The sequence below is a fragment of the Amycolatopsis albispora genome (genome assembly GCF_003312875.1).
Taxonomy (GTDB): domain Bacteria; phylum Actinomycetota; class Actinomycetes; order Mycobacteriales; family Pseudonocardiaceae; genus Amycolatopsis; species Amycolatopsis albispora.
In genome coordinates, this window is the sequence record NZ_CP015163.1 from 2,916,204 (window position 1) to 2,938,426 (window position 22,223).

General features: G+C 69.9%; 19 protein-coding genes. 15 read left to right on the forward strand and 4 right to left on the reverse strand.

All coding sequences use genetic code 11. The features are described 5' to 3' along the window. The first annotated feature begins 9 nt into the window (after window positions 1-9). The 5 genes from A4R43_RS13570 to A4R43_RS13590 are packed head-to-tail and all read left to right on the forward strand — an operon-like array spanning window position 10 to window position 5,839. Window positions 10-1,764, forward strand: coding sequence for a dipeptide ABC transporter ATP-binding protein (locus tag A4R43_RS13570; RefSeq protein WP_113692673.1), 1,755 nt, complete (start codon window positions 10-12; stop codon window positions 1,762-1,764). Further along, on the forward strand, window positions 1,761-3,341 hold the full coding sequence (locus A4R43_RS13575; protein WP_113692674.1) for an ABC transporter substrate-binding protein: 1,581 nt from the start codon (window positions 1,761-1,763) through the stop codon (window positions 3,339-3,341). Before A4R43_RS13570 ends, A4R43_RS13575 begins: the two co-directional genes overlap by 4 nt. Then, window positions 3,338-4,282 (forward strand): ABC transporter permease, encoded by a 945-nt coding sequence (locus A4R43_RS13580; protein WP_113692675.1) that lies wholly within the window; start codon window positions 3,338-3,340, stop codon window positions 4,280-4,282. Before A4R43_RS13575 ends, A4R43_RS13580 begins: the two co-directional genes overlap by 4 nt. After that, window positions 4,279-5,130: an ABC transporter permease gene (locus A4R43_RS13585; RefSeq protein WP_113692676.1), complete on the forward strand. Its 852-nt coding sequence runs from the start codon at window positions 4,279-4,281 to the stop codon at window positions 5,128-5,130. Before A4R43_RS13580 ends, A4R43_RS13585 begins: the two co-directional genes overlap by 4 nt. A gap of 19 nt (window positions 5,131-5,149) precedes the next feature. Next, window positions 5,150-5,839 carry an alpha/beta fold hydrolase gene (locus tag A4R43_RS13590; protein WP_236809206.1) on the forward strand — a complete coding sequence of 230 codons (690 nt, stop codon included), beginning with the start codon at window positions 5,150-5,152 and terminating at the stop codon, window positions 5,837-5,839. Window positions 5,840-6,230: 391 nt separating this feature from the next. Here A4R43_RS13590 and A4R43_RS13595 read toward each other — a convergent pair whose 3' ends face one another. Then, entirely contained in the window at window positions 6,231-7,370 is a 1,140-nt protein-coding gene (locus A4R43_RS13595) for a DUF222 domain-containing protein (protein ID WP_236808976.1), read from the reverse strand. Window positions 7,371-7,576: 206 nt separating this feature from the next. Further along, a complete protein-coding gene (locus A4R43_RS13600; RefSeq protein WP_113692677.1) occupies window positions 7,577-8,512 on the reverse strand; it encodes an aldo/keto reductase in 936 nt (311 codons plus the stop codon). A 51-nt stretch (window positions 8,513-8,563) separates the two neighbouring features. On the opposite strand from A4R43_RS13600, the gene A4R43_RS13605 reads away from it, so the two are divergent. Continuing rightward, on the forward strand, window positions 8,564-9,277 hold the full coding sequence (locus tag A4R43_RS13605) for an SDR family NAD(P)-dependent oxidoreductase (RefSeq protein WP_236808977.1): 714 nt from the start codon (window positions 8,564-8,566) through the stop codon (window positions 9,275-9,277). Here the strand turns inward: A4R43_RS13605 and A4R43_RS13610 are convergent. Next, window positions 9,194-10,522, reverse strand: coding sequence for an amidohydrolase (locus A4R43_RS13610; RefSeq protein WP_205215476.1), 1,329 nt, complete (start codon window positions 10,520-10,522; stop codon window positions 9,194-9,196). The two genes, A4R43_RS13605 and A4R43_RS13610, sit on opposite strands and share 84 nt — an antisense overlap. A gap of 51 nt (window positions 10,523-10,573) precedes the next feature. Here A4R43_RS13610 and A4R43_RS13615 point away from each other — a divergent pair, with 51 nt between their 5' ends. Genes A4R43_RS13615 through A4R43_RS13625 form a run of 3 tightly spaced genes read left to right on the forward strand, consistent with a single transcriptional unit; the run spans window position 10,574 to window position 13,556 of the window. Further along, complete coding sequence (locus A4R43_RS13615) at window positions 10,574-11,677, forward strand: zinc-binding dehydrogenase (protein WP_113692678.1); 1,104 nt, start codon at window positions 10,574-10,576, stop codon at window positions 11,675-11,677. Window positions 11,678-11,685: 8 nt separating this feature from the next. Next, window positions 11,686-12,636 carry an aldo/keto reductase gene (locus A4R43_RS13620; RefSeq protein ID WP_113692679.1) on the forward strand — a complete coding sequence of 317 codons (951 nt, stop codon included), beginning with the start codon at window positions 11,686-11,688 and terminating at the stop codon, window positions 12,634-12,636. Beyond that, complete coding sequence (locus A4R43_RS13625) at window positions 12,633-13,556, forward strand: alpha/beta hydrolase (protein ID WP_113692680.1); 924 nt, start codon at window positions 12,633-12,635, stop codon at window positions 13,554-13,556. Before A4R43_RS13620 ends, A4R43_RS13625 begins: the two co-directional genes overlap by 4 nt. On the opposite strand, the gene A4R43_RS13630 is transcribed toward A4R43_RS13625, so the two are convergent. Beyond that, the gene (locus A4R43_RS13630) at window positions 13,540-14,985 is read right to left on the reverse strand and encodes a GMC family oxidoreductase (RefSeq protein WP_113692681.1); all 1,446 of its coding nucleotides are present in this window, start codon (window positions 14,983-14,985) and stop codon (window positions 13,540-13,542) included. The genes A4R43_RS13625 and A4R43_RS13630 overlap by 17 nt on opposite strands. Before the next feature lie 138 nt (window positions 14,986-15,123). On the opposite strand from A4R43_RS13630, the gene A4R43_RS13635 reads away from it, so the two are divergent. Genes A4R43_RS13635 through hpaD form a run of 6 tightly spaced genes read left to right on the forward strand, consistent with a single transcriptional unit; the run spans window position 15,124 to window position 22,206 of the window. After that, window positions 15,124-16,554 (forward strand): aldehyde dehydrogenase family protein, encoded by a 1,431-nt coding sequence (locus tag A4R43_RS13635; RefSeq protein ID WP_113692682.1) that lies wholly within the window; start codon window positions 15,124-15,126, stop codon window positions 16,552-16,554. Window positions 16,555-16,614: 60 nt separating this feature from the next. Then, a complete protein-coding gene (locus tag A4R43_RS13640) occupies window positions 16,615-18,033 on the forward strand; it encodes a fumarylacetoacetate hydrolase family protein (RefSeq protein WP_113692683.1) in 1,419 nt (472 codons plus the stop codon). Next, window positions 18,015-18,698, forward strand: coding sequence for a GntR family transcriptional regulator (locus A4R43_RS13645; RefSeq protein ID WP_113692684.1), 684 nt, complete (start codon window positions 18,015-18,017; stop codon window positions 18,696-18,698). The genes A4R43_RS13640 and A4R43_RS13645 overlap by 19 nt, the downstream gene beginning before the upstream one ends. A 25-nt stretch (window positions 18,699-18,723) precedes the next feature. Continuing rightward, a complete protein-coding gene (dapA, locus tag A4R43_RS13650) occupies window positions 18,724-19,653 on the forward strand; it encodes a 4-hydroxy-tetrahydrodipicolinate synthase (protein WP_113692685.1) in 930 nt (309 codons plus the stop codon). A gap of 4 nt (window positions 19,654-19,657) precedes the next feature. Continuing rightward, window positions 19,658-21,169, forward strand: coding sequence for a 5-carboxymethyl-2-hydroxymuconate semialdehyde dehydrogenase (hpaE, locus tag A4R43_RS13655; protein ID WP_113692686.1), 1,512 nt, complete (start codon window positions 19,658-19,660; stop codon window positions 21,167-21,169). Continuing rightward, window positions 21,166-22,206, forward strand: coding sequence for a 3,4-dihydroxyphenylacetate 2,3-dioxygenase (hpaD, locus tag A4R43_RS13660; protein ID WP_113692687.1), 1,041 nt, complete (start codon window positions 21,166-21,168; stop codon window positions 22,204-22,206). Before hpaE ends, hpaD begins: the two co-directional genes overlap by 4 nt. The last annotated feature ends 17 nt before the right edge of the window (window positions 22,207-22,223 follow it).

The following is a 22,223-nucleotide window of genomic DNA, read 5'->3' on the forward strand; positions in this document are numbered from 1 at the left end:
GGGGACTTCATGACCCTGCTCGAACTGCGGGACCTGACCGTCGGGGTGCTCACCGGCGAAACCGAACGCGAACTGGTCCGCGAGCTGTCCTTCGATCTCGACCACGGCCGGACGCTCTGCGTGGTCGGCGAGTCCGGCAGCGGCAAGACGGTGACCGCGCTGTCGATCATCCGGCTGCTGGAGTTCGTCGCACCGGTGCGCACCCGCGGTGAGATCACTGTGGACGGTGTGGACCTGACGAAGCTGTCCGCCGACGAGATGCGTGCCTATCGCGGGCCGCGGATCGGGATGATCTTCCAGGAGGCGCTGGATTCGCTCAACCCCGGCCAGCGGGTCGGCAGGCAGCTGATCGAGGCCTACCGGCGCCCCGGTTCCCTGCCGCGGCAGGCCGTGCGCAAGGGCACGCCGTTGCACCGCGAGGCGGTGGAGAAGGCACGCGGGCTGCTCACCGAGGTCGGGCTGACCGACACCGAGCGGGTGCTTTCCCTGTACCCGCACCAGATGTCGGGCGGCATGCAGCAGCGGGTGATGATCGCGCTGGCGCTGATGGCCGATCCCAGCCTGCTCATCGCCGACGAGCCGACCACCGCGCTCGACGTGACCACGCAGGCGGAGATCCTCACCCTGTTCGACCGGGTCCGCCGCGACCACGGCACCGCCTGCGTGTTCATCACGCACGACATGGGCGTTGCCGCGCAGGTGGCGGACCGGATCGCGGTGATGTACCGCGGGCGGCTCGTCGAACTCGGGTCCAAAGAGGACATCCTGGGCGCGCCACGGCACCCGTACACCAGGGCGCTGCTGGACTGCGTGCCGCAGCTCGGCGTGAGCAGGCGCGACGGTTTCCCGACCATCTCCGAGTCCCTGCTCGAAGCCGCGATGCACGGCGAATCGGCGATGGCCACCGAAACCCGGCCGCTCCCCCAGCCCCGCCAGGAGACCACCGGCACCCCGCTGGTCATCGCCTCGGTGTCCAAAGTGTACGGACGCCGCGGCCGGTTCTCGCTCACCCGCCAGCCGGAGGTGCACGCGGTCAAGGAGGTCTCGCTGACCATCGCGCCGGGCGAGTTCTTCGGCCTGGTCGGTGAATCGGGCTCCGGCAAAACCACGCTCGGCAGGCTGGTCAGCGCGCTCGAACCGCCGACCGCGGGCACCATCACCTTCGGCGAGCACCGCTGCACCCCGGCCGGGCTCGACGGGGACGAACGCGCGTTCCGCCGCCGCGCCCAGCTCATCTTCCAGGACCCGCAGAGCTCACTCGACCCGCGGCACACCGCCGCGCGCATCATCGCCGAACCACTGCGGGAACTCACCGGCCTGCGTGGCGCCGAGCTGGACCGCCGCGTGGCCGAGCTGATCGACGAGGTCGGACTGCCCGCCGGGACCGCGGCCAAGTTGCCGTCGCAGCTGTCCGGCGGCCAGCGGCAACGCGTTTCGATCGCCCGCGCGATCGCCGCCGAACCGGATCTGATCGTGGCCGACGAACCCACCTCCGCGCTCGACGTCTCGGTGCAGGGCCAGGTGATGAACCTGCTGCTGGAGCTGCGGGCGTCCCGCTCGCTGAGCTTCCTGTTCATCACGCACAACCTGAGCCTGGTGCTCTCCGTCGCCGACCGCGTCGGCGTGATGTACCGGGGTGAGCTGATCGAGACCGGCGACCCGGACGAGATCCGGCTCGCGCCCCGGCACGAGTACACCCGCCGCCTGCTCGCGGCGAATCCCGAACTGCCCCTGCTCCCCCAGACAGGATCGACAAGCCCATGAGACGAACCCTGACTTCGGCGGTGCTCGGCGTGGTGAGCGCGTTACTGCTCAGCTCCTGCATGGGGGCGGCGGGCGGGGGTGCCGCCGCGGACGGCCCGCCGGTGCGCGGCGGCAATCTCGACGTCGCGGTGCCCACCGATCCGCAGTCGCTGGACATGGTGGCCAACCCCGGCCAGGTGACCGCGCACATCGGCAACATGATGTACGAGAAGCTGTTCGAAGTGGACCGCACCTTCACCGCGCGGCCCATGCTGGTGCAGGACCACAGCATCAGCCCGGACCGGCTCACCTACACCTTCCGGCTGCGCCAGGGCGTGACCTTCCACGACGGCGCCCCGCTGACCGCGAACGACGTGGTGGCCAGCCTCCAGCGCTGGCAGCGGGCGCATCGCACCGGGCAGCTGGTGTCGCCGGACATCGACTCGATCACCGCACCCGATCCGGCCACCGTGACCATCCATCTCAAGCGGCCGCGGTACCCGCTGATCGACGAGCTGGCCGGCGCGGGCACCGAGATCTACCAGGCGAAGAACCTGGCCGGGGTGCCGCCGACCGGGTTCGGGCAGGACAAGGCCGTCGGCACCGGGCCGTACAAGCTGAAGAGCTGGGACATCGGCCGCGAGCTGGTGCTGGAACGGCATCCCGGGTACGCCTCGCGCACCGAAGAGGACTGGGGCGGGCAGGCCGGGGCCAAGCACGCCTACCTGGACACGGTGACCTACCAGGTGGTGGCCGACCAGGACGCGCTGATCAACGGGCTGCAGACCGGCCAGTGGCACCACGCCATGCCGACCAACGACCAGTACGAGACCCTGCGCGCGAACCCGGCCGTGGTGGTGCGCCACCTGCCCGGCGGCAACGAGAACGTGGTCATCCCGAACTTCAACCCCGGTTCGCGCTTCGCCGATCCGCGGGCCAGGCAGGCGCTGAACCTGCTGCTGGACAAGCCGGCCATCAACGCGGCCACCGGCGGCAGCAAGGACCTGACCGTCGAAACCGGCGCGTTCGCCTCCCCGGACAACAAGGCGTTCTACTCCACCGCCGGTGACGAGATCTACCGGCAGCACGACCCGGAGAAGGCCCGGCAGCTGCTCGCCGAAGCCGGGATCACCGCGGGCGCCACGATTCGCATCGTCACCACGAACTCGTACCCGGAGTTCGCCAAGTGGGCGGTGCTGATCCAGGACGCGCTGGCCAAGCTGGGCATCGGCACCAAGATCGACACCTTCGACTTCGCCACCATGCTGGGCACGCTGACCAAGGAACCCGGCGACTGGGACCTGACCACGCTGTTCTTCGACTCCGCGCTGACCTCGCCGGCGCAGATGCCCGCGCTCACCCTGGGCACCTTGAACGGCTCGTCCTCGCCGGAACTGGACGCGCTGATGGCCGAGTACAACGCCTCGGCCACCCCCGAGCAGGCACGGGCGGTGGTGGACAAGTTCCAGGCGTTCACCTGGCGGCAGCTGTCGGTGATCACGCTGAGCCAGTCGAAGCTGTACGCGGCCTGCTCGCCGAAGCTGAAGGGGTACGGGGACTTCTACCGCGTGTTCTGGAACAGCTGGCTGGCGTCATGACCGGGTTGCTGCTGCGCAGGCTGCGCGACCTGCTGATCATCCTGGTGATCGTCGGCACGATGATGTTCTTCGTCATCCGGCTGATTCCCGGCGACCCGGCGCAGGCCATCCTCGGTCCGACCGCACGACCGTCCGATGTGGACGCCCTGCGGGAGAGCATGGGCCTGGCCGGTTCGCTGTGGGAGCAGTACCTGAGCTGGGGCGGCAACGTGCTGCAAGGCGACTTCGGCACGTCGATCACCTACCACGCGCCGGTGCTGGGGGTGGTCGCCGAGCACATCGTGCCGACGCTGACGCTGGCCGTGCTGTCCACTGTGGTCAGCTTCTTCCTGTCGGTGGCGATCACGTCGTGGCAGGCGGTGTCGCCGCGCAACCCGGTGGCCCGCACGCTGGACCGGCTGTCCTCGCTCGGCATGGCGGTGCCGGACTTCTGGCTCTCGCTGGTGCTGGTGCTGGTGTTCTCGGTGACGCTGCGCTGGTTCCCGTCCAGTGGTTACGAGAACCTGTTCACCGATCCGGTCGCCGCGGTGCCCGCGCTGGTGCTGCCGCTGACCGTGCTGGTGATCGGGCAGACCGCGTTGTTCGTGCTGACGCTGCGGGAAAGCCTGCTCGGTGAGCTGCCGCTGGCCTATCTCCGCACGGCACGCGTGAAGGGGCTGTCCGAGCGGCAGGTGATGCTCAAGCACGTGCTGCCGAACGCGCTGATGCCGCTGGTCACCCAGCTGGGCAGCAACTTCGCCATGCTGGTCGGCGGCATCGTGATCATCGAGTCCATCTTCGTGGTGCCGGGGCTGGGTCACCTGCTGATGGGCGCGGTGTCCACTCGGGACTTCCCGCTGATCCAGGGCGTGACGTTGTTCGTCGCGGTGTTGTTCGTGGTGGTCAACCTGCTGGTGGACCTGTCGTACGCACTGCTCGACCCGAAGGTGCGGGTGGCATGAGGGGCCTGTTCCGGCGCAACCGCCTGCTGGTGGTGTCCAGCGCGCTGCTGGCGCTGATCGTGCTCGCGGTGATCGTGCTGCCGTTCTTCCTGCCCAGTGTCAGTGCCACCGATCCGGTCAACCGCCTGCTGCCGCCGTCGGCCGCGCACCCGCTCGGCACCGACTCGTTCGGCCGCGACGTGCTGGCCAGGCTGGTCTCCGGCGGGCGCGCCTCGCTCGGGCTGTCCGCGTTGATCACCTTGTGCGCGGCCTGCTCCGGGCTGGTGATCGGGCTGGTCAGCGGCTTCTACCGGGCGGCGGACGCGGTGCTGATGCGCGTGATGGACGCGTGGATGTCGTTCCCGGCGATCATTCTGGCGATGGCGCTGGCCATCTCGCTGGGCGCGAGCATCTGGACCGAGCTGATCGCGCTGACGGTGATCTTCACCCCGTTCACCGCACGGGTGATCCGCAGCCGGGTGCTCGGCATCGCCGGCCGCGCCTACATCGGAGCCGCGCGGGTGTCGGGCATGAGCCGCGCGAAGACCTTGCTGGTGCACGTGTTCCCGAACGTGCTGCCGCTGGCGCTGGTGCAGGTGGTGATCCTGGCCGCGGCGGCGATGCTGGTCGACGGCGCGATGAGCTTCCTGGGGCTCGGCATCGCTCCCCCGACGCCGACGTGGGGCAACATGATCGCCGAAGGCCGGTCGTACCTGGTGGTGGCGCCGTGGCTGGTGGTGGTGCCCGGGGTGACGATCATGCTCTGCGTGTTCCTGCTGAACCTCATCGGCACCTCGTTGCGAATAGCCGTCGACGCCCGCGCCAGGACGCTGCACGACATGCGGCGCCTGCGCACCGTCCGACGCTGAAAGGATCGCCTTGACCACAGTGCGCCGCTTCACCCCGGATGCGCCGACCGGCCCGCCCGTGCTCCTCCTGCACGGCTTCGCCTCCGACGGGCACACCGACTGGATCACCACCGGCTGGCCGGCTGTGCTGGTCGCCGCCGGCCGGGAGGTGCTGGTGCCGGACCTCCCCGGCCACGGCTCCAGCCCCGCGCCCACCGAGCCGCCCTCCGCGAAGTCGATCACCGCCGACCTCGCGGATTTGATCGGACAGTCCGAAGTGGACGTCGTCGGCTACTCGCTGGGCGCGCGGCTCGCCTGGGAACTCCCCGCGCAGGCCCCGGTACGCCGCCTGGTACTCGGCGGCCTGAGCCCGACGGAGCCGTTCACCGCCGTCGACCTCGATGCCGCCCTGGCCTTCGCGCACGGCGGTAAGCCCCCGGCCGATCCGCTGACCGGCATGATCGCCCACCTGATCACCGCCCCCGGCCGCAACCCGGTCGCCCTCGCCCGCTGCATCGAAGGCCTGCGACGGGACCCGTTCACCCCGGCCGCCGGCGCCGTCACCGTGCCCACCCTCTTCGTCGCAGGCACCGACGACCCGGTAAGCCAGGGCATCGAGCAGCTACTCCCCATGATTCCCGGGTCCACCCTGACCCCCCTCCCCGGCGACCACGGCGGCGCCCTCCGAAGCCCCGAATTCAAGGCAGCCACCCTGGACTTCCTGCGCTAGCTGTTGGCCGATGGGCACCGGTCCAGGCGCGCCCAGCGGTTCCGGCCCCGTGCGGTAGGCCTGGTTGGCAGGCGTCGGACCAGGTCGGCGCCGGGAACCCAGGGCGGCCGGTTGGCCGATGGGCCTCCGCACCGGGCGAGGGGCGCTAGCCGCCACCGGCTCCGGCCCCGTGCGACAGGTCGGGGCTAGTTCGGGCCCGTGCGGTAGGTCGGATTAGTTCGGGTTCGGTGCGATAGGGCTGAGTAGCAGGCGTGGTGACCGCGCGCGTGGATCGGGGCGGCCTCGGAGCCAGTGCGGGCGGTTGGCCGTTGGGAGCGGCACCGGGCCAGGGGTTAGCCAACAGGGGTTCGGGCCAGCGGGGTTAGCCCAACACGAGTTCGGGTCCAGCGGGTTAGCCCAACAGGGGTTCGGGCCCCGCATGGTAGGTCTGGTTGGCGGGGGTGGTGATCGTCAGCGTGCCGTCGGGGGCGACCGTGTGCTGCCATCCAGGTAGGTCACGCAGCTTGTGATCGGCTCGGCACAAGCCGACCAGGGTCGTGGCGTTGGTTGGGCAGCCGTCCTTCCAACCGCGGCCTTGGGTGTCGCAGTGGTCCAGATCGCCGAACTGTGCGGGCCGCGTGCAGCCCGGACGGCGGCACTCACGATCCCGAACCCGCACCAGCTCGTCCAGGCCAGCCCGCGGCCGGTACCGCCGCCGCCCCAGTTCCACGACCTGACCACCCGCCGGGTCGGTCAGGATCCGCTGGAACACCGTGCCCGGCGCGGCCGCGATCTCGCGCGCCAACGACGCGGGAATCGGCCCATGCCCCGCCAACTCCGCGGGGACCTCCCGCAGCCCGGCGTAGGTCAGCGCATCCAGATACAAGTACACGTGCGCCTTCACCTCACCGCCGAACTGCTTACCCACCAACATGTCCAAGGCCACATCGGCACGCAGCTGATCCAACGTGCGCATCTCCCCGTCCCGTCTCAACCGCCGAGCCTGGCGATCCACGCACACATACGCCGCCACCGCCTTCTCCACCGGCGCATTCTCCAACGACAGCCCCGCCACCCCAGCCGACCCGTGGCGCAAATCGAAACAACGCGCGTCCCGCTGCCGACGAGCCCGCTCCTCAAGCCCCTCCGGGTCAGCCCGAGCCACCGCCAAGTTCCCCGACCTCCGTGCCTGTGTCGGATTCTTCCCCTCGACGCGCCCGGCCATCACCTCATCTACCACCGCCGCCTTGTCGTCGGCAAGCCACACCGCGGCATCATTCACCGCCACCGCGGACGCCATCGGCACACGACCTTCCTCGACCAGCGCCAGCACCCGAGGAAACCGATCGACCAAGCCTTCGGCGTGGCCGATCAACGCCTGCGCCCGGAACTTCGTCAGGCACAACGCCATCGCCAACTCCTCGGCCACCCCACGCCTCACCGAAGACGCACGGGTGAACGAGACCACCTGCCGAGCCAGCCGCCCCTCAAGGCGGGCGATCTCGGCGGCAGTGGATTTCATCGCGAGGAGCATCTCCTCCAGCGTTTCCATTCCCCCATTCTATCGCACAGGTGTACGACAGTCAGCCGAAACCACTAGGCCATACAGGCGAAGAAAAAGCCGACCACCGCCCACACCTCCCCCGCCTCGGTCCACAGCCAAAAACACGGCTCGGTTTCCTTTGTCAAGGTACTCTTTCCCGCCTTGACAAAGGAAACCGAGCCGTCGTCACAATAAAAGACCGGGGCGGGGGACCCCTACGCACCGTCCGCGGACACCATCCGATCCAACCACAAATGAGAAACCGCCTCCCGAATCTCCGCCCCATACTTCGCCGCCAACCGCAACGCACCCAAATTATCGACCAGCTGACCCACGCTACTCGCGCCAAACAAAACATTCGAAACCGGCTCATACGCCAAGCAAAACGCGATCGCCAACTGAGAAGCACTAACCCCAAACTCCGCCGCCACCTCCGCAACCACCCCAGCAGCCTCCCGAACAGACGCCCGAATCCCCCCGACATCAGCCCCAATCTTCCGTCCGGGCCGACGACCCAACAACACCCCACCCTCAAACACATCCGAAGCCTGCAACCCAAACCCCTCACCAAAAAACGCCGAATAATACGACCCCTCAGCCATCGACCGCCGCACCACGCTGTACTTCAACTGCGCGAACTTCGGCCCCGGCAACCCCTCTCGCGCCGCGAACTCCAACGCCGACGCCAAATCATCCGCACGCCAATTGTTCACCCCCCACACCGAGAACCGGCCAAGCCGAACCTGCTCCGCCACCTCCGTCACAATGCGCGGCACATCCGGCCGCTCGAAGTAGTCGCCCACCACCACCGCCTCCGCCCGCTCCACCCCGACCCGCTCGAACGACACGGCCAACTGCTCGGCGAACCCGGTCTTCGGGTAGTCCCACAACCACAGCTTCCCGCACAACTGGTAGTCCTCACGCGCAATCCCCGCCGCCCGGATCGCCTCTCCGAAGATAATGTCGGTACGCGACTGCTCGGCATGCGGCCCCATGTTGTAGTGCGCCACGTCGAACAACGTCACCCCGGCGTCCACCGCCCGCCGCAGCAAGCTCACCGCGTCGTCGAAGTCCATGCGATCCCACGTGTTCCACGAACCCAACCCCAGCGCCGACGCACCAAAGCCAAGCCCGTCCCGCTTCTCCAACACAACGCGCCCCTTTCCACGACAACGACCCCAGTTTTAGTCTACGATCGTAGAATGAACAAGAGAACCGTGCTGGTGACCGGCGGCGCCAGCGGCATCGGCCGCGGCATCACCGACGCCTTCCTCGCCCACGGCGACCACGTCGTCGTCGCGGACCTCGCCACCCCGGAGAGCAGCAACGCCGAGCACATCCACCTCGACATCTCCGACGCCCACCAGATCGACACCGCCATAACAACAATCACCCGCCAACGCCCGATCGACGTACTCATCAACAACGCGGGCCTGGCCGCCGGCAGCGCCCCGCTCACCGAACTGGACATCGACGTCTTCGACCGCTGCGTACGCGTCAACTTCCGCGGCACCTTCCTGATGACCAAAGCCGTCGGCGCACACATGATCAACACCGGTACCCGCGGCACGATCGTGAACATCTCCTCGATCGGCGCCCGGCAACCAACCCCCGGCCTCGGCCACTACGAAGCCACCAAAGCCGCCGTCGAAGCACTCACCCGCTCGGCCGCGCTCGAACTGGCCCCGCACGGCATCCGCGTCAACGCCGTCGCACCCGGCCCGGTCCTCACCCCCATGACCGCCGGATTCGCCGGCAACCCCGAAGCCCGATCAGCCTGGGAATCAAGAATCCCCCTGGGCACCATCGCCTCCGTCGCCGACGTCGTCCCCTCAGTCTTGTTCCTCGCCTCCCCCGACGCCGGCCACCTCACCGGCGTCAGCCTCCAGGTCGACGGCGGCCAGTTGCTCACCTGAATACACCACCCGGCCACCAACCACCGTCATCGAAACGCCCACCTCCGGCAAGTCCTCAAAAGCAACCCCAAACGGATCCACCGCCAGCACACAAAAATCCGCCACCCGTCCGACCGTCAACGCCCCCTTCCACCCCGCCGCCCCGTCCTGCAACGCAGCCGCAGTCGTATAACACCGCAACAACCGCCGCAACAACCCACCGTCCACACCGGACACTCCCAGCAACCGGCCAGCCGCAGCGACGTGAACCCGCCAATCCGGTGTAACCACCGGCGCGTCACTGCTCAACGTCAACGACACCCCCGACCCCAGCATTTCCGCCAACGGCCAAGCCCGCCCAGCCACCTCGCCCCCGAGCGCCTCAGCCACCATCGGCCGCATCGCCTCCGCAATCGCGGGCTGAGTGGTCAACCCCACCCCCAGGGAAGCCATCCGCGCCAACTGCGCCCCCGTCACCAGATCACCATGCACCACATGATCACCCCGCCGAAGCGACCCCAGCGCCGCCTCGATACTCCGATCACCGGTCGCATGAACCCCCACCACCAACCCCGCCTCGTGCGCCAACGAGATCATCGCCGCCAACTCGTCCTCACCGCCGACAAGCAACGAACCATGCGTCCCGTCCGCGTAACAATGGTGCGTCCAAGCCGACCGCATCGGCGGAATGCCGTCAGCAAAAATCTTCACCCCGCCGACATTGAGCCACAACGGATCCGAAACAGGCACCGGCGAAGCCAACCCACTCTCGAAACCAGCCAGCGAACTGGGCCCGTCAAGCAGCCCGAACAACCGCAACACCGTCACTCGAGCCCGCAGCAAACCTTCCTCCGCCAGAAGCGCGTATTCCTCCAGCACCTCGGACCCGAAGCACCCGGTCTCCCCCGGCCCCAACCCCGGTTCGGTGTAACTGGTGATGCCCAGCGACGCGCACACCTCGCCCGCCCGCAGGATCGCCGCCCGCAGCTCGGCCGCTTCCTCACCGGTGAATCCGCCAAGCAGCGTCTCCGGCCAGCGCGTCCCGAGCCACGCCGCGTGCAGGTGCGAGTCGTTGATCCCGGGCAGCACGGCCCTGTCCGCCAGCTCGATCACCTCGGTGTCCGGCCCGGCGACCACGTCGTCCCCGAGCGCGGTGATCCGGCCGTCCCGCACCGCGAGCGCGGAAACCACCGAACCCGCCGGGTCGAAGGTGTGGATCGGCCCGCCACGCACCACCAGCGACGGAAAGACCTGTTGTGACGGCATGGTTTCCTCCTGCACCTGGACTTTTTCTTCCACGACTGTAGACTAAAAACCATGCCCCACCGAACCGAAGCCGCGGTGCTCACCGACCACGGTTCCCCGCTGCTCCTGCGGCAACTGCCGCTGCCGGACGAGCCGGAACCGGGTGCCGCGCTGGTCCAGCTCACCTGCACCACGCTGTGCGGTACCGATGTGCACCTCTGGTCCGGGAAGATGACCTTTCCCGGCATGCTCCCCATGGTGCTGGGCCACGAAATGGTCGGCGAGGTGGTGGCCGTGGGCGACGGCACCACCGACGCGCTGGGCCGCGAGATCGTGCCGGGCGACCGCATCGGCTGGTCCGAATCGACCTGCGGAAAGTGTTACGGCTGCACGATCCTGCGTGAACCGGTCGCCTGCGACCGCCGCGGTTACGGCTTCCTCCAGCGCGCCGACGCCTTCCCGTACGCCACCGGCGGACTCGTCCGGTACTGCTACGTGACACCCGGCGCCGCCAAGCTGGTGCTGCCGGACGACATCAAGGACACCTGGGCCTCGATGTCCGGCTGCGCGGGCAAAACCGTGCTGCGGGCCGTCTCCCGCTCCGGCGGCATCCGTCCGGGTGCGACGGTGGTCGTCCAGGGTGCGGGCGCGCTCGGTGTGTTCGCCACCGCCGTCGCGCACCTTTCCGGCGCCGGCACGGTGATCACCATCGGCGGGCCGGACGACCGGCTCCGCACCGCCGAACGCTTCGGCGCCACCGCGACCATCCCGGTGGACGGCACCCCCGAGGACCGCATCGAGCAGGTCCGGCAGCTCACCGGCGGACGCGGCGCCGACCACGTCTTCGACTTCGCGGGCGGCCCGACCATCGGCGAGGAGGCCGTGGCCTTCGCGGCACAACGCGGCACTGTCACGATCGTCGGTTCCACCGGCCCCGATCCCTCCCCTGTCCCGCTGGGCACGGTGATGGGCAAGGAACTCACCGTCGCCGGCTCGCTCAACGGCGACATCGCCGACTACCACCGCTCGGTGTCCTTCTTCCGCACCTTCGCCGACCGTCTGCCGTGGGACGAGCTGTTCAGCGAGCCCGTCGGCCTGTCCGGCGCCTCCGCTGCCGTCGAGTCGATGTCGCGGCTCGGCGAGCTCAAGGCCGTCATCGATCCCCGGCTCCCCTAGGAGACCCCATGTCCGTCATCCCGCAACGCCGCATCGGCCGCGACGGCCCGCTCACCGGCGTGCTCTCGCTCGGTTCCTGGCACACCTACGACCGGATGGACTTCCGCGAAGCGGTGAAGCTGGTTCGCACCGCGGTGGACCACGGCATCACGCTGTTCGACGTCGGTGTGTACGGCTTTCCCGGCAGCACCCCGGTGTTCACCGACGTGCTGTTCTCCGCCATGGTGCGCGCGGCCGGGCTCCGGCGCGAGGACTACCTGCTGTCCGCGAAGCTCTGGCTGGAGAACTACCCGACGCAGAGCCTGCGTGACCAGCTGGACAACGCGTTGTTCCGCGCCGGGGTCGAGCACGCCGATCTGGTGGTGCTCGGGGATCTCCGGCGCGACGACACCGACCTGCACCAGCTCGTGCTGGACCTCGACGAACTGCGGCAGGCCGGGCTGATCCGGCAGTGGGGCGTGAACAACTGGTCGGCCACCACCATTCGCGCGCTGCACGAATTCGCCCAGACCGAAAACGTGCCCGGCCCAGCCATCGCCCAGCTCAAGTACAGCGTGGCGCGACGGTCCATTCCGGACGGTGAGCCGTTCGCCGCCGTCTTCGGGGAACTCGGCGTGACGCTGCAGTCCTCGGACGTCTTCGAAGGCGGCGTGCTGCTGGGCAAGAGCAGTTCCCGGCAGATCGGGCGCGACCCTGGCGGTATCCGGCAGCGCATCACCGATTCCGCCGAGGGCATCCAGAAACTCGCGAACGAACTGGGCGCGACCCCGGCGCAGCTGTGCCTGGCCTTCACGCTCACCCACCCCGCCAACACCACGACCCTGTTCGGCGCCACCAGCACCGGGCAGCTGCTGGACAACCTGGGTGCGGTGGACCTGGCCGAGCGCGTGCCGAACCTGCGTGAACTGGTCGAACCGTTCTGGGCGGACCGCGGGGTCGTCGATCCGGAGGGTCCGTGACCGCCTTCGACCCCGAGCTGGCCGAGGCCCTGCGCGGGCTGCCGGACGGGCCGCCGCTGAGCGCCGAGTCGCTGCCCGCCGTCCGCCAGGCGATGGCGGACGCGAACCTGAGCTGCGCCGAAGCCATCGGCGACCGCGATCTGGTGTGGGCAGACCACGAGGTACCCGGCACCGGCGTGGTCGTCACCGTCGTCAAGCCGCGGAACGCCACCAACGCGCCCGGTTTCTACAACATCCACGGCGGCGGAATGGTGGTGGACAACCGGTTCGCGGACCTGCCGCGCATGGTGGGGCTGGTCGAGGAGTTCGGCTTTGTCGCGGTGACCGTGGAGTACCGGCTGGCGCCGGAACACCCGCACCCGGCACCGCTCGACGACTGCTACGCGGGCCTGGTCTGGATGGCCGAGAACGCCACGGCGCTCGGCTTCGACCCGGCGCGCCTGGTGGTCGGCGGCGGCAGCGCGGGCGGCGGGCTCAGCGCGGGCCTCGCCCTGCTCGCGCGGGACCGGGGCGGTCCCGCGCTGGCCGGTCAGCTGCTGCTGTGCCCGATGCTGGACAGCCGCAACAACTCGGCGTCCACTGTGGAATTCGCCGAGCGCGGGGTGTGGGGCCGGGCCAGCAACGAGTTCGGCTGGCGCTCGCTGCTGGACGGGCAAACCTCCCCGTATGCGGTCCCGGCCACCGCCACCGACCTGTCCGGGCTGCCGCCCGCGTTCATCGAGGTCGGCGCGGCCGAGATCTTCCGCGACGAGGACGTCGACTACGCGCGGCGCCTCTGGCGGGCCGGGGTGCCCGCCGAACTGCACGTGTGGGCGGGCGCGTACCACGGTTTCGACCGGATCGCGCCGGACAGCGAGGTGAGCCGGGCGGCCCGCGCCACCCGGTCCTCCTGGCTGCGCCGGACTATCGGCCGAGCATGAACCGCGCGGCCTGCTCGCCGACGAGCACCGCGGGCGCGTTGGTGTTGCCGGTGGTCACCCGCGGCAGCACCGACGCGTCGGCCACGCGCAGGCCGTCCAGCCCGTGCACCGCCAGTTCCGGGTCGACCACGGCGGTCTCGCCGGTGCCCATCCGGCACGTGCCGACCTGGTGATGGTACGTGATCGCGGTCCGCCGCACGTACTCACGCACGTCGTCACCGGGCTCCGGGTACAGCTCGCGGGCACCCCACTCGTCCGCCAGCGCGGGCGCGCGGCCGATCTCGCGGCACTGCTCCACCGACGCGACCAGGCTCTCGAAGTCGGCCGGATCGGCCAGCGCGGCGAGATCGATCAGCGGTTCGTCCTCGGGATCCGGCCCGGACAGCTTCAGGCTGCCCCGGCTGCGCGGTGACACCATGCCCGCCATCAGCGAAAACCCGGTTTCCGGCCCGGTCATCCACGGTTCGTACATCGGCACGCTGAAGTGGATGGGCTGGGTGTCGGGCACCGCCAGGCCGGGACGGCTGCGCCAGAACAGGTGCGTCTGGGTCACCGACCGGCCGGGCGACGGCGGCTCCACCTCGCGCCGGTCGGTGGTGAAGATGACCGGGGACAGCAGGTGATCGTGCAGGTTGCGCCCCACGCCCGGCAGGTCCGCGACCACCTCGATGCCGAGCGCGGCCAGTTCGTCCGCCGGGCCGACGCCGCTGCGCAGCAGAATCGCCGGCGAAGCCAGCGCACCGGCGGCCAGCACCACCTGGTCGGCGAACAACCGCTCCGGCCTGCCGTCGATCTCGGCGAGCACGCCGATCACCCGGGCACCGTCGAACAGCAGCCGGTGCACGAGCGCTCCGGTGTGGACGGTCAGCCGCCCGGCGACCGGCTTGGCGTAAGCGATCCAGGTGTTCAGGCGGCGGCCGTCGCGCACGGTGATCCGCTGCACCGACACCCCGTCCAGCCGTTCCCCGTTGTAGTCCGGGTTGAATTCCAGCCCGGCCTGCACCGCCGCGTCCACAATGGAGCGCTGGATCGGGTGCAGCGGCTCGTTCGGCACCACCGCCAGCAGGTCCTTCTCGATCCGCTCGAACACCGGGCGCACGTCGTGCCACCGCCAGCCCGGCAGGTCCCAGCCGTCGTAGTCGGCGGGCGCGCCCCGCACCGAGATCATCGCGTTGAGCGCGTGCGAACCGCCGAGCACCTTGCCACGCGGCAGGTGCAGCCGCCGGTTCGCCGCGTGCGGCTGCGGCACGGTGTAGTGGTCCCAGTCCTCGGGACCGTGCCACAGCTCCCCGGCCCGCGACGGGTCGTGAATGGCCGGATTGCCGTCGGGCCCGCCCGCTTCGAGCAGCCGCACCGCCGCACCCGCGTCGGCCAGCCGCCTGGCGACCACCGAACCGGCCGAGCCCGCACCCACCACGATCACGTCCATGGCCGCAGTCTCACGCGCCAGTGCGCGGTCCGGCGGATTCGGTTCGCTGGCCGACAATCGGCGTGCCCTGGCGGGCAAGACCGCGACCGGCGCGGCACCCGATACTCGGTTCGCACACCGGTTGAGGAGGAGCTTGCCATGGCCACACGCCTGTTCATCGACGGACAGTGGACCGCCGCCGGCGGCGGCGCCCTGCCGACGCGGGATCCGGCCACCGGCAAGGTGATCGAGGAGGTCGGCACCGCATCGGCCGCCGATGTGGACGCCGCGGTGGACGCGGCCCGCCGGGCGCTGGGCGACCCCGCCTGGGCCGGGCTGCTGCCGGTGCGGCGGGCCGCGCTGCTGTTCCGCCTCGCCGAGCTGGTCGAGCGGCACCACGAGGAGCTGGCCGCGCTGGAGACCCGCGACCAGGGCCAGCCGATCGGCATCTCCCGCCAGGTCAGCGTGACCGGCGCGGCCGAGCACCTGCGGTACTTCGCCGGCTGGGTGACCAAGCTCCAGGGCACCACGAACCCGGTGTCCTTCCCGGACACGCTGCACTACACGCGCCGCGAGCCGGTCGGGGTGAACGCGCTGATCACGCCGTGGAACTTCCCGCTGATGATCCTGGTCTGGAAGCTCGCCCCGGCGCTGGCCACCGGCAACACCGTGGTGGTCAAGCCGAGCGAGGTCACCCCGCTGACCAGCATCCGGCTGGTGGAGCTGGTGGCCGAGGCCGGGTTCCCGCCGGGCGTGGTCAACCTGGTCACCGGGGACGGCGAGGTGGGCGCGCTGCTCAGCCGCCACCACGGCGTGGACCACCTGTCCTACACCGGCTCGACCGCGGTCGGGAAGCTGATCACCGCGGCCAGCGCGCAGTCGAACCTCAAGCGGCTCACCCTCGAACTCGGCGGCAAGGCACCCAGCATCATCGCCGCCGACGCCGACATCGACGCCGCGGTCGCGGGCAATCTCGCGGGCGCCACGCTGAACAGCGGGCAGGTCTGCGCCGCGTACACCCGGTTCTTCGTCGACCGCAAGCGCGAGCAGGAGTTCGTCGACAAGCTGGCCACCGGGCTCGACGGCCTCAGGATCGGGCCGGGGCTGGACGAGTCGACGCAGCTCGGCCCGCTGGTGTCCGCCAAGCACCGCGAGCACGTGGACTTCCTCGTCTCGACCGGCCGCGAGCAGGGCGCCGAGCTGGTCACCGGCGGCCGGGTGGTGGACGGCGACGGCTACTTCTACGCCCCCACGCTGTTCGCCGGGACCACCGACGACATGACGATCATGCGTGAGGAGATCTTCGGCCCGGTCCTCGCGGTCACCCCGTACGACGACCCCGACGAGCTGCTGGCCCGCGCCAACGACACCGAATACGGGCTGGCCGCCACGGTGTGGACGCGGGACATCGGCACCGCGCAGCGGTTCGCCAACGGCATCCGCGCGGGTGCGGTTTTTGTGAACATGCCGTCGATCCCGGACATGGCCGCGCCGTGGGGCGGGTACAAGGCGTCGGGCTGGGGGCGGGAAATGGGCCCGTGGGCGCTGGACGCCTACACCGAGACGAAGTCGGTCTGGCTGCACTACTGAGCTTTGCCGGAAATCGTATACCTTCTGAGATATGTTCTTCCTCCAGTCAGGACCACGCCCATGACCAGCACCGTTCCCGAGCGGCCGGGCAAGATCATCGCGCTGCACCTGAACTACCCGTCGCGGGCGGCGCAGCGCGGCCGCACCCCGGCCCAGCCGTCGTACTTCCTCAAGCCGCCGACCTCGGTGGCCGCCAGCGGTGACCCGCTCCCCCGCCCGGCCGGGACCGAGCTGCTGGCCTTCGAGGGGGAGATCGCGCTGGTCATCGGTGAGCCCGCCCGTCACGTCAACCCGGAGGACGGCTGGTCGTTCGTCTCCGGGGTGACCGCCGCCAACGACTTCGGGCTGTACGACCTCCGGTACGCCGATCAGGGCTCCAACCTGCGCTCGAAGGGCGGTGACGGGTTCACCCCGCTCGGCCCGGCCGTGCTGCCCGCCGACGCGGTCGATCCGGCCGCGCTGCGCCTGCGCACCTGGGTCAACGGCGAGCTGGTGCAGGAGGACACCACCGCGGACCTGCTGTTCGACTTCGGCAGGCTGGTCGCGGACCTGTCGCAGCTGATCACGCTCGAACCCGGGGACGTCATCCTGACCGGTACCCCGGCCGGTGCCTCCGTGGTCGAGCCCGGCGATGTGGTCGAGGTCGAGGTGGACGGTTCCGGGCACTCGACCGGCAGGCTGGTCACCCCGATCACCGAAGGAACCGTCCACTTCGGATCGTTCGGCGCGAAGCCCAAAGTGGACGCGAAGCAGCGCGCGGAAGCCTACGGGGAAAAGGCATTCGTGCTCACCGAAGAACTCAAGGCGAAGCTGGCAGGAGTCGCCACGGCCACGCTGTCGGCGCAGTTGCGCAAGCGCGGCTACAACGACGTGTCGATCGACGGCGTCACCTCGACCCGGCCCGGCGTGAAGTTGATCGGGCGGGCGAAGACGTTGCGCTACATCCCGTTCCGCGAGGACCTGTTCCGCGAGCACGGCGGCGGCTACAACGCGCAGAAACGCGCCTTCGACGCGCTCGAACCGGGTGACGTGCTGGTGATGGAAGCCCGCGGCGAAACCGGCACCGGCACGGTCGGCGACATCCTCGCCCTGCGTGCCCAGGTCCGTGGCGCGGCGGGCATCGTCACCGACGGCGGCGTGCGGGACGTGGCCGCGGTGGCCGCGCTGGACATCCCGACCTATCACTCCGGTCCCCACCCGGCGGTGCTCGGCAGGCGGCACGTGCCGTGGGACACCGGCCTGACGATCGCCTGCGGTGGCGCGTCGGTGCAGCCCGGTGACGTGATCGTCGGCGACGACGACGGGGTGCTGGTCATCCCGCCGCACCTGGCCGAGGAGGTCGCCGACGCGGCGATCGAGCAGGAGCGGCAGGAGGAGTTCATCGCCGAGCAGGTCGCCGCCGGCGAGCGCGTGGACGGCCTGTACCCGATGAACGCCGAGTGGCGGGGGAGGTACGCCGCATGGCTGGCGAAGCGGTGAACTCGGTGAATTCCCGTGCCATGAGCAAGTCGCGCATCGCCTACGAGTGGATCAAGGCCCGCATCGGCGACGGCACCTTCTCCCCCGGCTACCGCCTGGTCCTCGGGCAGCTCGCGCAGGAACTCGGCGTCAGCCCGGTGCCCATCCGCGAAGCGATCCGGCTGCTCGAAGCCGAGGGCCTGGTCACCTTCGAGCGCAACGTCGGCGCGCAGGTGGCGATGGTCGACGAGAGCGAATACCAGCACACCATGCAGACGCTCGCGCTGGTCGAGGGTTACGCCGCCGCGCTGGCCGCGCCCACGCTCACCGCCGAGGCGCTGGCCAGGGCCAAGGAGCTCAACGACGAGCTGACCGCCTGCCTGGCCGACTTCCAGCCGTCCCGGTTCACCGCGCTGAACCGCGAGTTCCACCGCGTGCTGTTCGCCACCTGCCCGAATCCGCAGGTGCTCGACCTGGTCAACCGCGGCTGGAACCGGCTCAGCGGGCTGCGTACCTCGACCTTCAGCTTCGTGCCCGGCCGTGCCCACGAATCAGTGGCCGAGCACCGCAAGATCCTCGGCCTGCTCGACCGCGGCGCGCCCGCGACGGAGATCGAGCTGGCCGTGCGCGAGCACCGGCTGGCGACGCTGGACGCCTTCCTGGCGTACCAGGCCGGTCGCCACTGAACCGCAGACACAGAAAGGGCAAACCATGCGATTCCGCTCGGATCCGCAGGTCATCAAGGGCTCCATCGCGCCGCTGATGACCCCGTTCACCGCCGACGGCGCCCTCGATCACGAAGGGCTGGCGAACCTGGTGCGCTGGCAGCTCGCGGCGGGCTCGCACGGGATCTCGATCGGCGGGTCCACCGGCGAGCCGGGCGCGCAGACGGTGGCCGAGCGCGCGGCGGCCATCCGCACGGTGCTCGACGTGGTGGGTGACCGGGTGCCGGTGGTACCCGGCACCGGCTCGGCGAAGCTCGACGAAACCCTGGAACTCACCGCCGCCGCGCACGAAGCGGGCGCCGACGCGGCGCTGATCATCACGCCGTACTACGCCCGGCCCACCCAGGAAGCGCTCTACACCTGGTACCGCACGGTCGCGCGGGAGTTCCCGGACCTGCCCATCGTGGCCTACAACGTGCCCAGCCGGACTTCGGTGGACATCGCACCGGAGACCGTGGCGCGGCTGTTCCGCGAGGTGGACAACTTCGTCGGGGTCAAGGAGACCACAAAGGACTTCGAGCACTTCTCGCGCGTGCTGCACCTGTGCGGACCGGAACTGCTGGTGTGGTCCGGGATCGAGCTGCTGTGCCTGCCGCTGCTGGCGCTCGGCGGTGCCGGTTTTGTCAGCGCCACGGCCAATCTCGCGCCCGCCGCGTGCGCGGAGATGTACGAGGCGTGGCAGGCGGGCGACTTCGAGCGCGCCCGGGAAATCCACTACGGCCTGCACCCGCTGGTGGACCTGCTCTTCGTGGAGACCAATCCGGCGCCGGGCAAGTGGGTGCTCGAGCAACGCGGGCTGATCGGCTCCGGGTACGTGCGCCCGCCGCTGATCACCCCGACCGAACCCGGCATCGCCCGGATCAAGGACCTGCTGGCGCAGGGCGAACGTTTTCTCACCGCGGTGGAGGGCGAGTAAAAGCATGGGCAAGCACCACGTTCCCGGCGGCCTGCCGTCGAAGATCCAGCACTACATCGGCGGTGAGCTGGTGGACAGCCTCTCCGGCAAGACCTTCGACGTGCTGGACCCGGTGTCCAACCAGACCTACGTGACCGCCGCGGCCGGACAGGCCGAGGACGTCGACCGGGCGGTCGCCGCCGCCCGCCGCGCGTTCACCGAAGGCCCGTGGCCGGGCCTGCTGCCGCGGGCCCGCGCCCGCGTGCTGAACAAGATCGCCGACGCGGTCCAGGCGCAGGACCGGCGGCTCGCCGAACTGGAAACCTTCGACACCGGGCTGCCGATCACCCAGGCGCTGGGCCAGGCGCAACGCGCGGCGGAGAACTTCCGCTTCTTCGCCGACCTGATCGTGGCACAGGCCGACGACACCTACCGCGTGCCGGGCCGCCAGGTGAACTACGTGCACCGCAAGCCGATCGGCGTGGCCGGGCTGATCACGCCGTGGAACACCCCGTTCATGCTGGAGAGCTGGAAACTGGCGCCCGCGCTGGCTTCCGGCTGCACGGTGGTGCTCAAACCCGCCGAGTTCACCCCGCTCTCGGCCAGCCTCTGGGCCGGGATCTTCCGCGACGCCGGCCTGCCGGACGGGGTGTTCAACCTGGTCAACGGCTTCGGTGAGGAAGCGGGGGACGCGCTGGTCAAGCACCCGGACGTGCCGCTGATCTCGTTCACCGGCGAAACCACCACCGGGCAGCTGATCTACCGCAACTGCGCCGCGTCGCTCAAGGGCATGTCGATGGAGCTGGGCGGTAAGTCACCCGCGGTGGTGTTCGCCGACGCCGATCTCGACGCGGCCATCGACTCCACCCTGTTCGGGGTGTTCTCGCTGAACGGCGAGCGCTGCACCGCGGGCAGCCGGATCCTGGTCGAGCGCGCGATCTACGACGAGTTCTGCCAGCGGTACGCGGACCGGGCGCGCCACATCGTGGTCGGTGATCCGCACGACCCGGCCACCGAGGTCGGCGCGCTGGTGCACCCGGAGCACTACGAGAAGGTGATGAGCTACGTCGAACTCGGCAAGACCGAGGGCACGCTGCTCGCCGGTGGCGGTCGTCCGTCCGGTTTGGACACCGGGAACTACGTGGCGCCCACGGTGTTCGCCGACGTGCCGCCGACCGCGCGCATCTTCCAGGAGGAGATCTTCGGCCCGGTGGTCGCGATCACGCCGTTCGACTCCGACGCCGAGGCGCTGTCGCTGGCCAACAACGTCAAGTACGGCCTGGCCGCCTACATCTGGACCTCGGACCTGACCCGCGCGCACACCTTCGCGCAGTCGGTGGAGGCGGGCATGGTCTGGCTCAACTCGCACAACGTCCGCGACCTGCGGACCCCGTTCGGCGGGGTCAAGGCCTCCGGCCTGGGCCACGAGGGCGGTTACCGCTCGATCGACTTCTACACCGACCAGCAGGCGATCCACGTCTCGCTCGGCGAGGTGCACACGGCCCGCTTCGGCGCGGCCGGGAAGGGACAGTCATGACCACTCCGCCGGACGTGCTCCGCTGCGCCTACACCGAACTCGTGGTCACCGACCTGGCCGCGTCCCGCGCCTTCTACGTGGACGTGCTCGGCCTGCTGGTCACCTACGAGGACAGCGAGGCGATCTACCTGCGTGCCTTCGAGGAGTACCTGCACCACTCGCTGGTCCTGCGCCGGGGGCCGGTGCCCGCGGTGGCCGTGCTCGCCTACCGGGTGCGTGCCGAAGCGGACCTGGCGCTCGCCGAAGCGTATTACCGGGAGCTGGGCGTGCGCGTGGAACGGCGTCCGGCGGGCGCGACGCGCGGCATCGGTGAGGCGGTCCGGGTGCAGGACCCGCTCGGCTTCCCGGTGGAGTTCTTCCACCACGCCGAGCACACCGAGCGGTTCACCCAGCGCTACGACGTGCACGGCGCGGGCGCACTGTCCAGATTGGACCACTTCAACGTGACCACGCCGGATGTGCCCGCCGCGCGCGCGTACTACGAAGGCCTCGGTTTCCGGGTGTCCGAAGACATCCGCGACAACGAGGGCACCGTCTACGCGGCGTGGATGTTCCGCAAGCCGACCGTGCACGACGTGGCGCTGACCGGTGGTGACGGCCCGCGCCTGCACCACCTCGCCTTCGCCACCCACGAGCGGCACCAGATCCTGCACATCTGCGACCACCTCGGCGCGCTGCGGCGGCCCGAGATGATCGAGCGCGGCCCCGGCAGGCACGGCGTGTCGAACGCGTTCTACCTGTACGTGCGTGACCCGGACGGGCACCGCGTCGAGATCTACACGCACGACTACTACACCGGAGACCCGGACAACCCGGTGATCAGCTGGGACGTGCACGACAACCAGCGGCGGGACTGGTGGGGCAATCCGGTGGTGCCGAGCTGGTACGCCGAGGCGTCGGCGGTGCTCGACCTCGACGGCAACCCCCAGCCGCTGGTGGCGCGCGCCGAGGCCCGCGAGGCGGACGTGACCATCGGCGCGGACGGTTTCTCCTACACCGCCGGGGAGCAGGGCTTCAAGCTCGGCCAGCAGGTGTGACAGCTCCCCTGGTGCGC

Excerpts from the sequence above, each read along its gene's own strand:
- A4R43_RS13570 (WP_113692673.1), top strand. The coding sequence starts at position 10 with ATGACCCTGCTCGAACTGCGGGACCTGACCGTCGGGGTGCTCACCGGC.
- A4R43_RS13575 (WP_113692674.1), top strand. The coding sequence starts at position 1,761 with ATGAGACGAACCCTGACTTCGGCGGTGCTCGGCGTGGTGAGCGCGTTA.
- A4R43_RS13580 (WP_113692675.1), top strand. The coding sequence starts at position 3,338 with ATGACCGGGTTGCTGCTGCGCAGGCTGCGCGACCTGCTGATCATCCTG.
- A4R43_RS13585 (WP_113692676.1), top strand. The coding sequence starts at position 4,279 with ATGAGGGGCCTGTTCCGGCGCAACCGCCTGCTGGTGGTGTCCAGCGCG.
- A4R43_RS13595 (WP_236808976.1), bottom strand. The coding sequence starts at position 7,370 with ATGGAAACGCTGGAGGAGATGCTCCTCGCGATGAAATCCACTGCCGCC.
- A4R43_RS13605 (WP_236808977.1), top strand. The coding sequence starts at position 8,564 with ATGAACAAGAGAACCGTGCTGGTGACCGGCGGCGCCAGCGGCATCGGC.
- A4R43_RS13610 (WP_205215476.1), bottom strand. The coding sequence starts at position 10,522 with ATGCCGTCACAACAGGTCTTTCCGTCGCTGGTGGTGCGTGGCGGGCCG.
- A4R43_RS13615 (WP_113692678.1), top strand. The coding sequence starts at position 10,574 with ATGCCCCACCGAACCGAAGCCGCGGTGCTCACCGACCACGGTTCCCCG.
- A4R43_RS13620 (WP_113692679.1), top strand. The coding sequence starts at position 11,686 with ATGTCCGTCATCCCGCAACGCCGCATCGGCCGCGACGGCCCGCTCACC.
- A4R43_RS13630 (WP_113692681.1), bottom strand. The coding sequence starts at position 14,985 with ATGGACGTGATCGTGGTGGGTGCGGGCTCGGCCGGTTCGGTGGTCGCC.
- A4R43_RS13635 (WP_113692682.1), top strand. The coding sequence starts at position 15,124 with ATGGCCACACGCCTGTTCATCGACGGACAGTGGACCGCCGCCGGCGGC.
- A4R43_RS13640 (WP_113692683.1), top strand. The coding sequence starts at position 16,615 with ATGACCAGCACCGTTCCCGAGCGGCCGGGCAAGATCATCGCGCTGCAC.
- A4R43_RS13645 (WP_113692684.1), top strand. The coding sequence starts at position 18,015 with ATGGCTGGCGAAGCGGTGAACTCGGTGAATTCCCGTGCCATGAGCAAG.
- dapA (WP_113692685.1), top strand. The coding sequence starts at position 18,724 with ATGCGATTCCGCTCGGATCCGCAGGTCATCAAGGGCTCCATCGCGCCG.
- hpaE (WP_113692686.1), top strand. The coding sequence starts at position 19,658 with ATGGGCAAGCACCACGTTCCCGGCGGCCTGCCGTCGAAGATCCAGCAC.
- hpaD (WP_113692687.1), top strand. The coding sequence starts at position 21,166 with ATGACCACTCCGCCGGACGTGCTCCGCTGCGCCTACACCGAACTCGTG.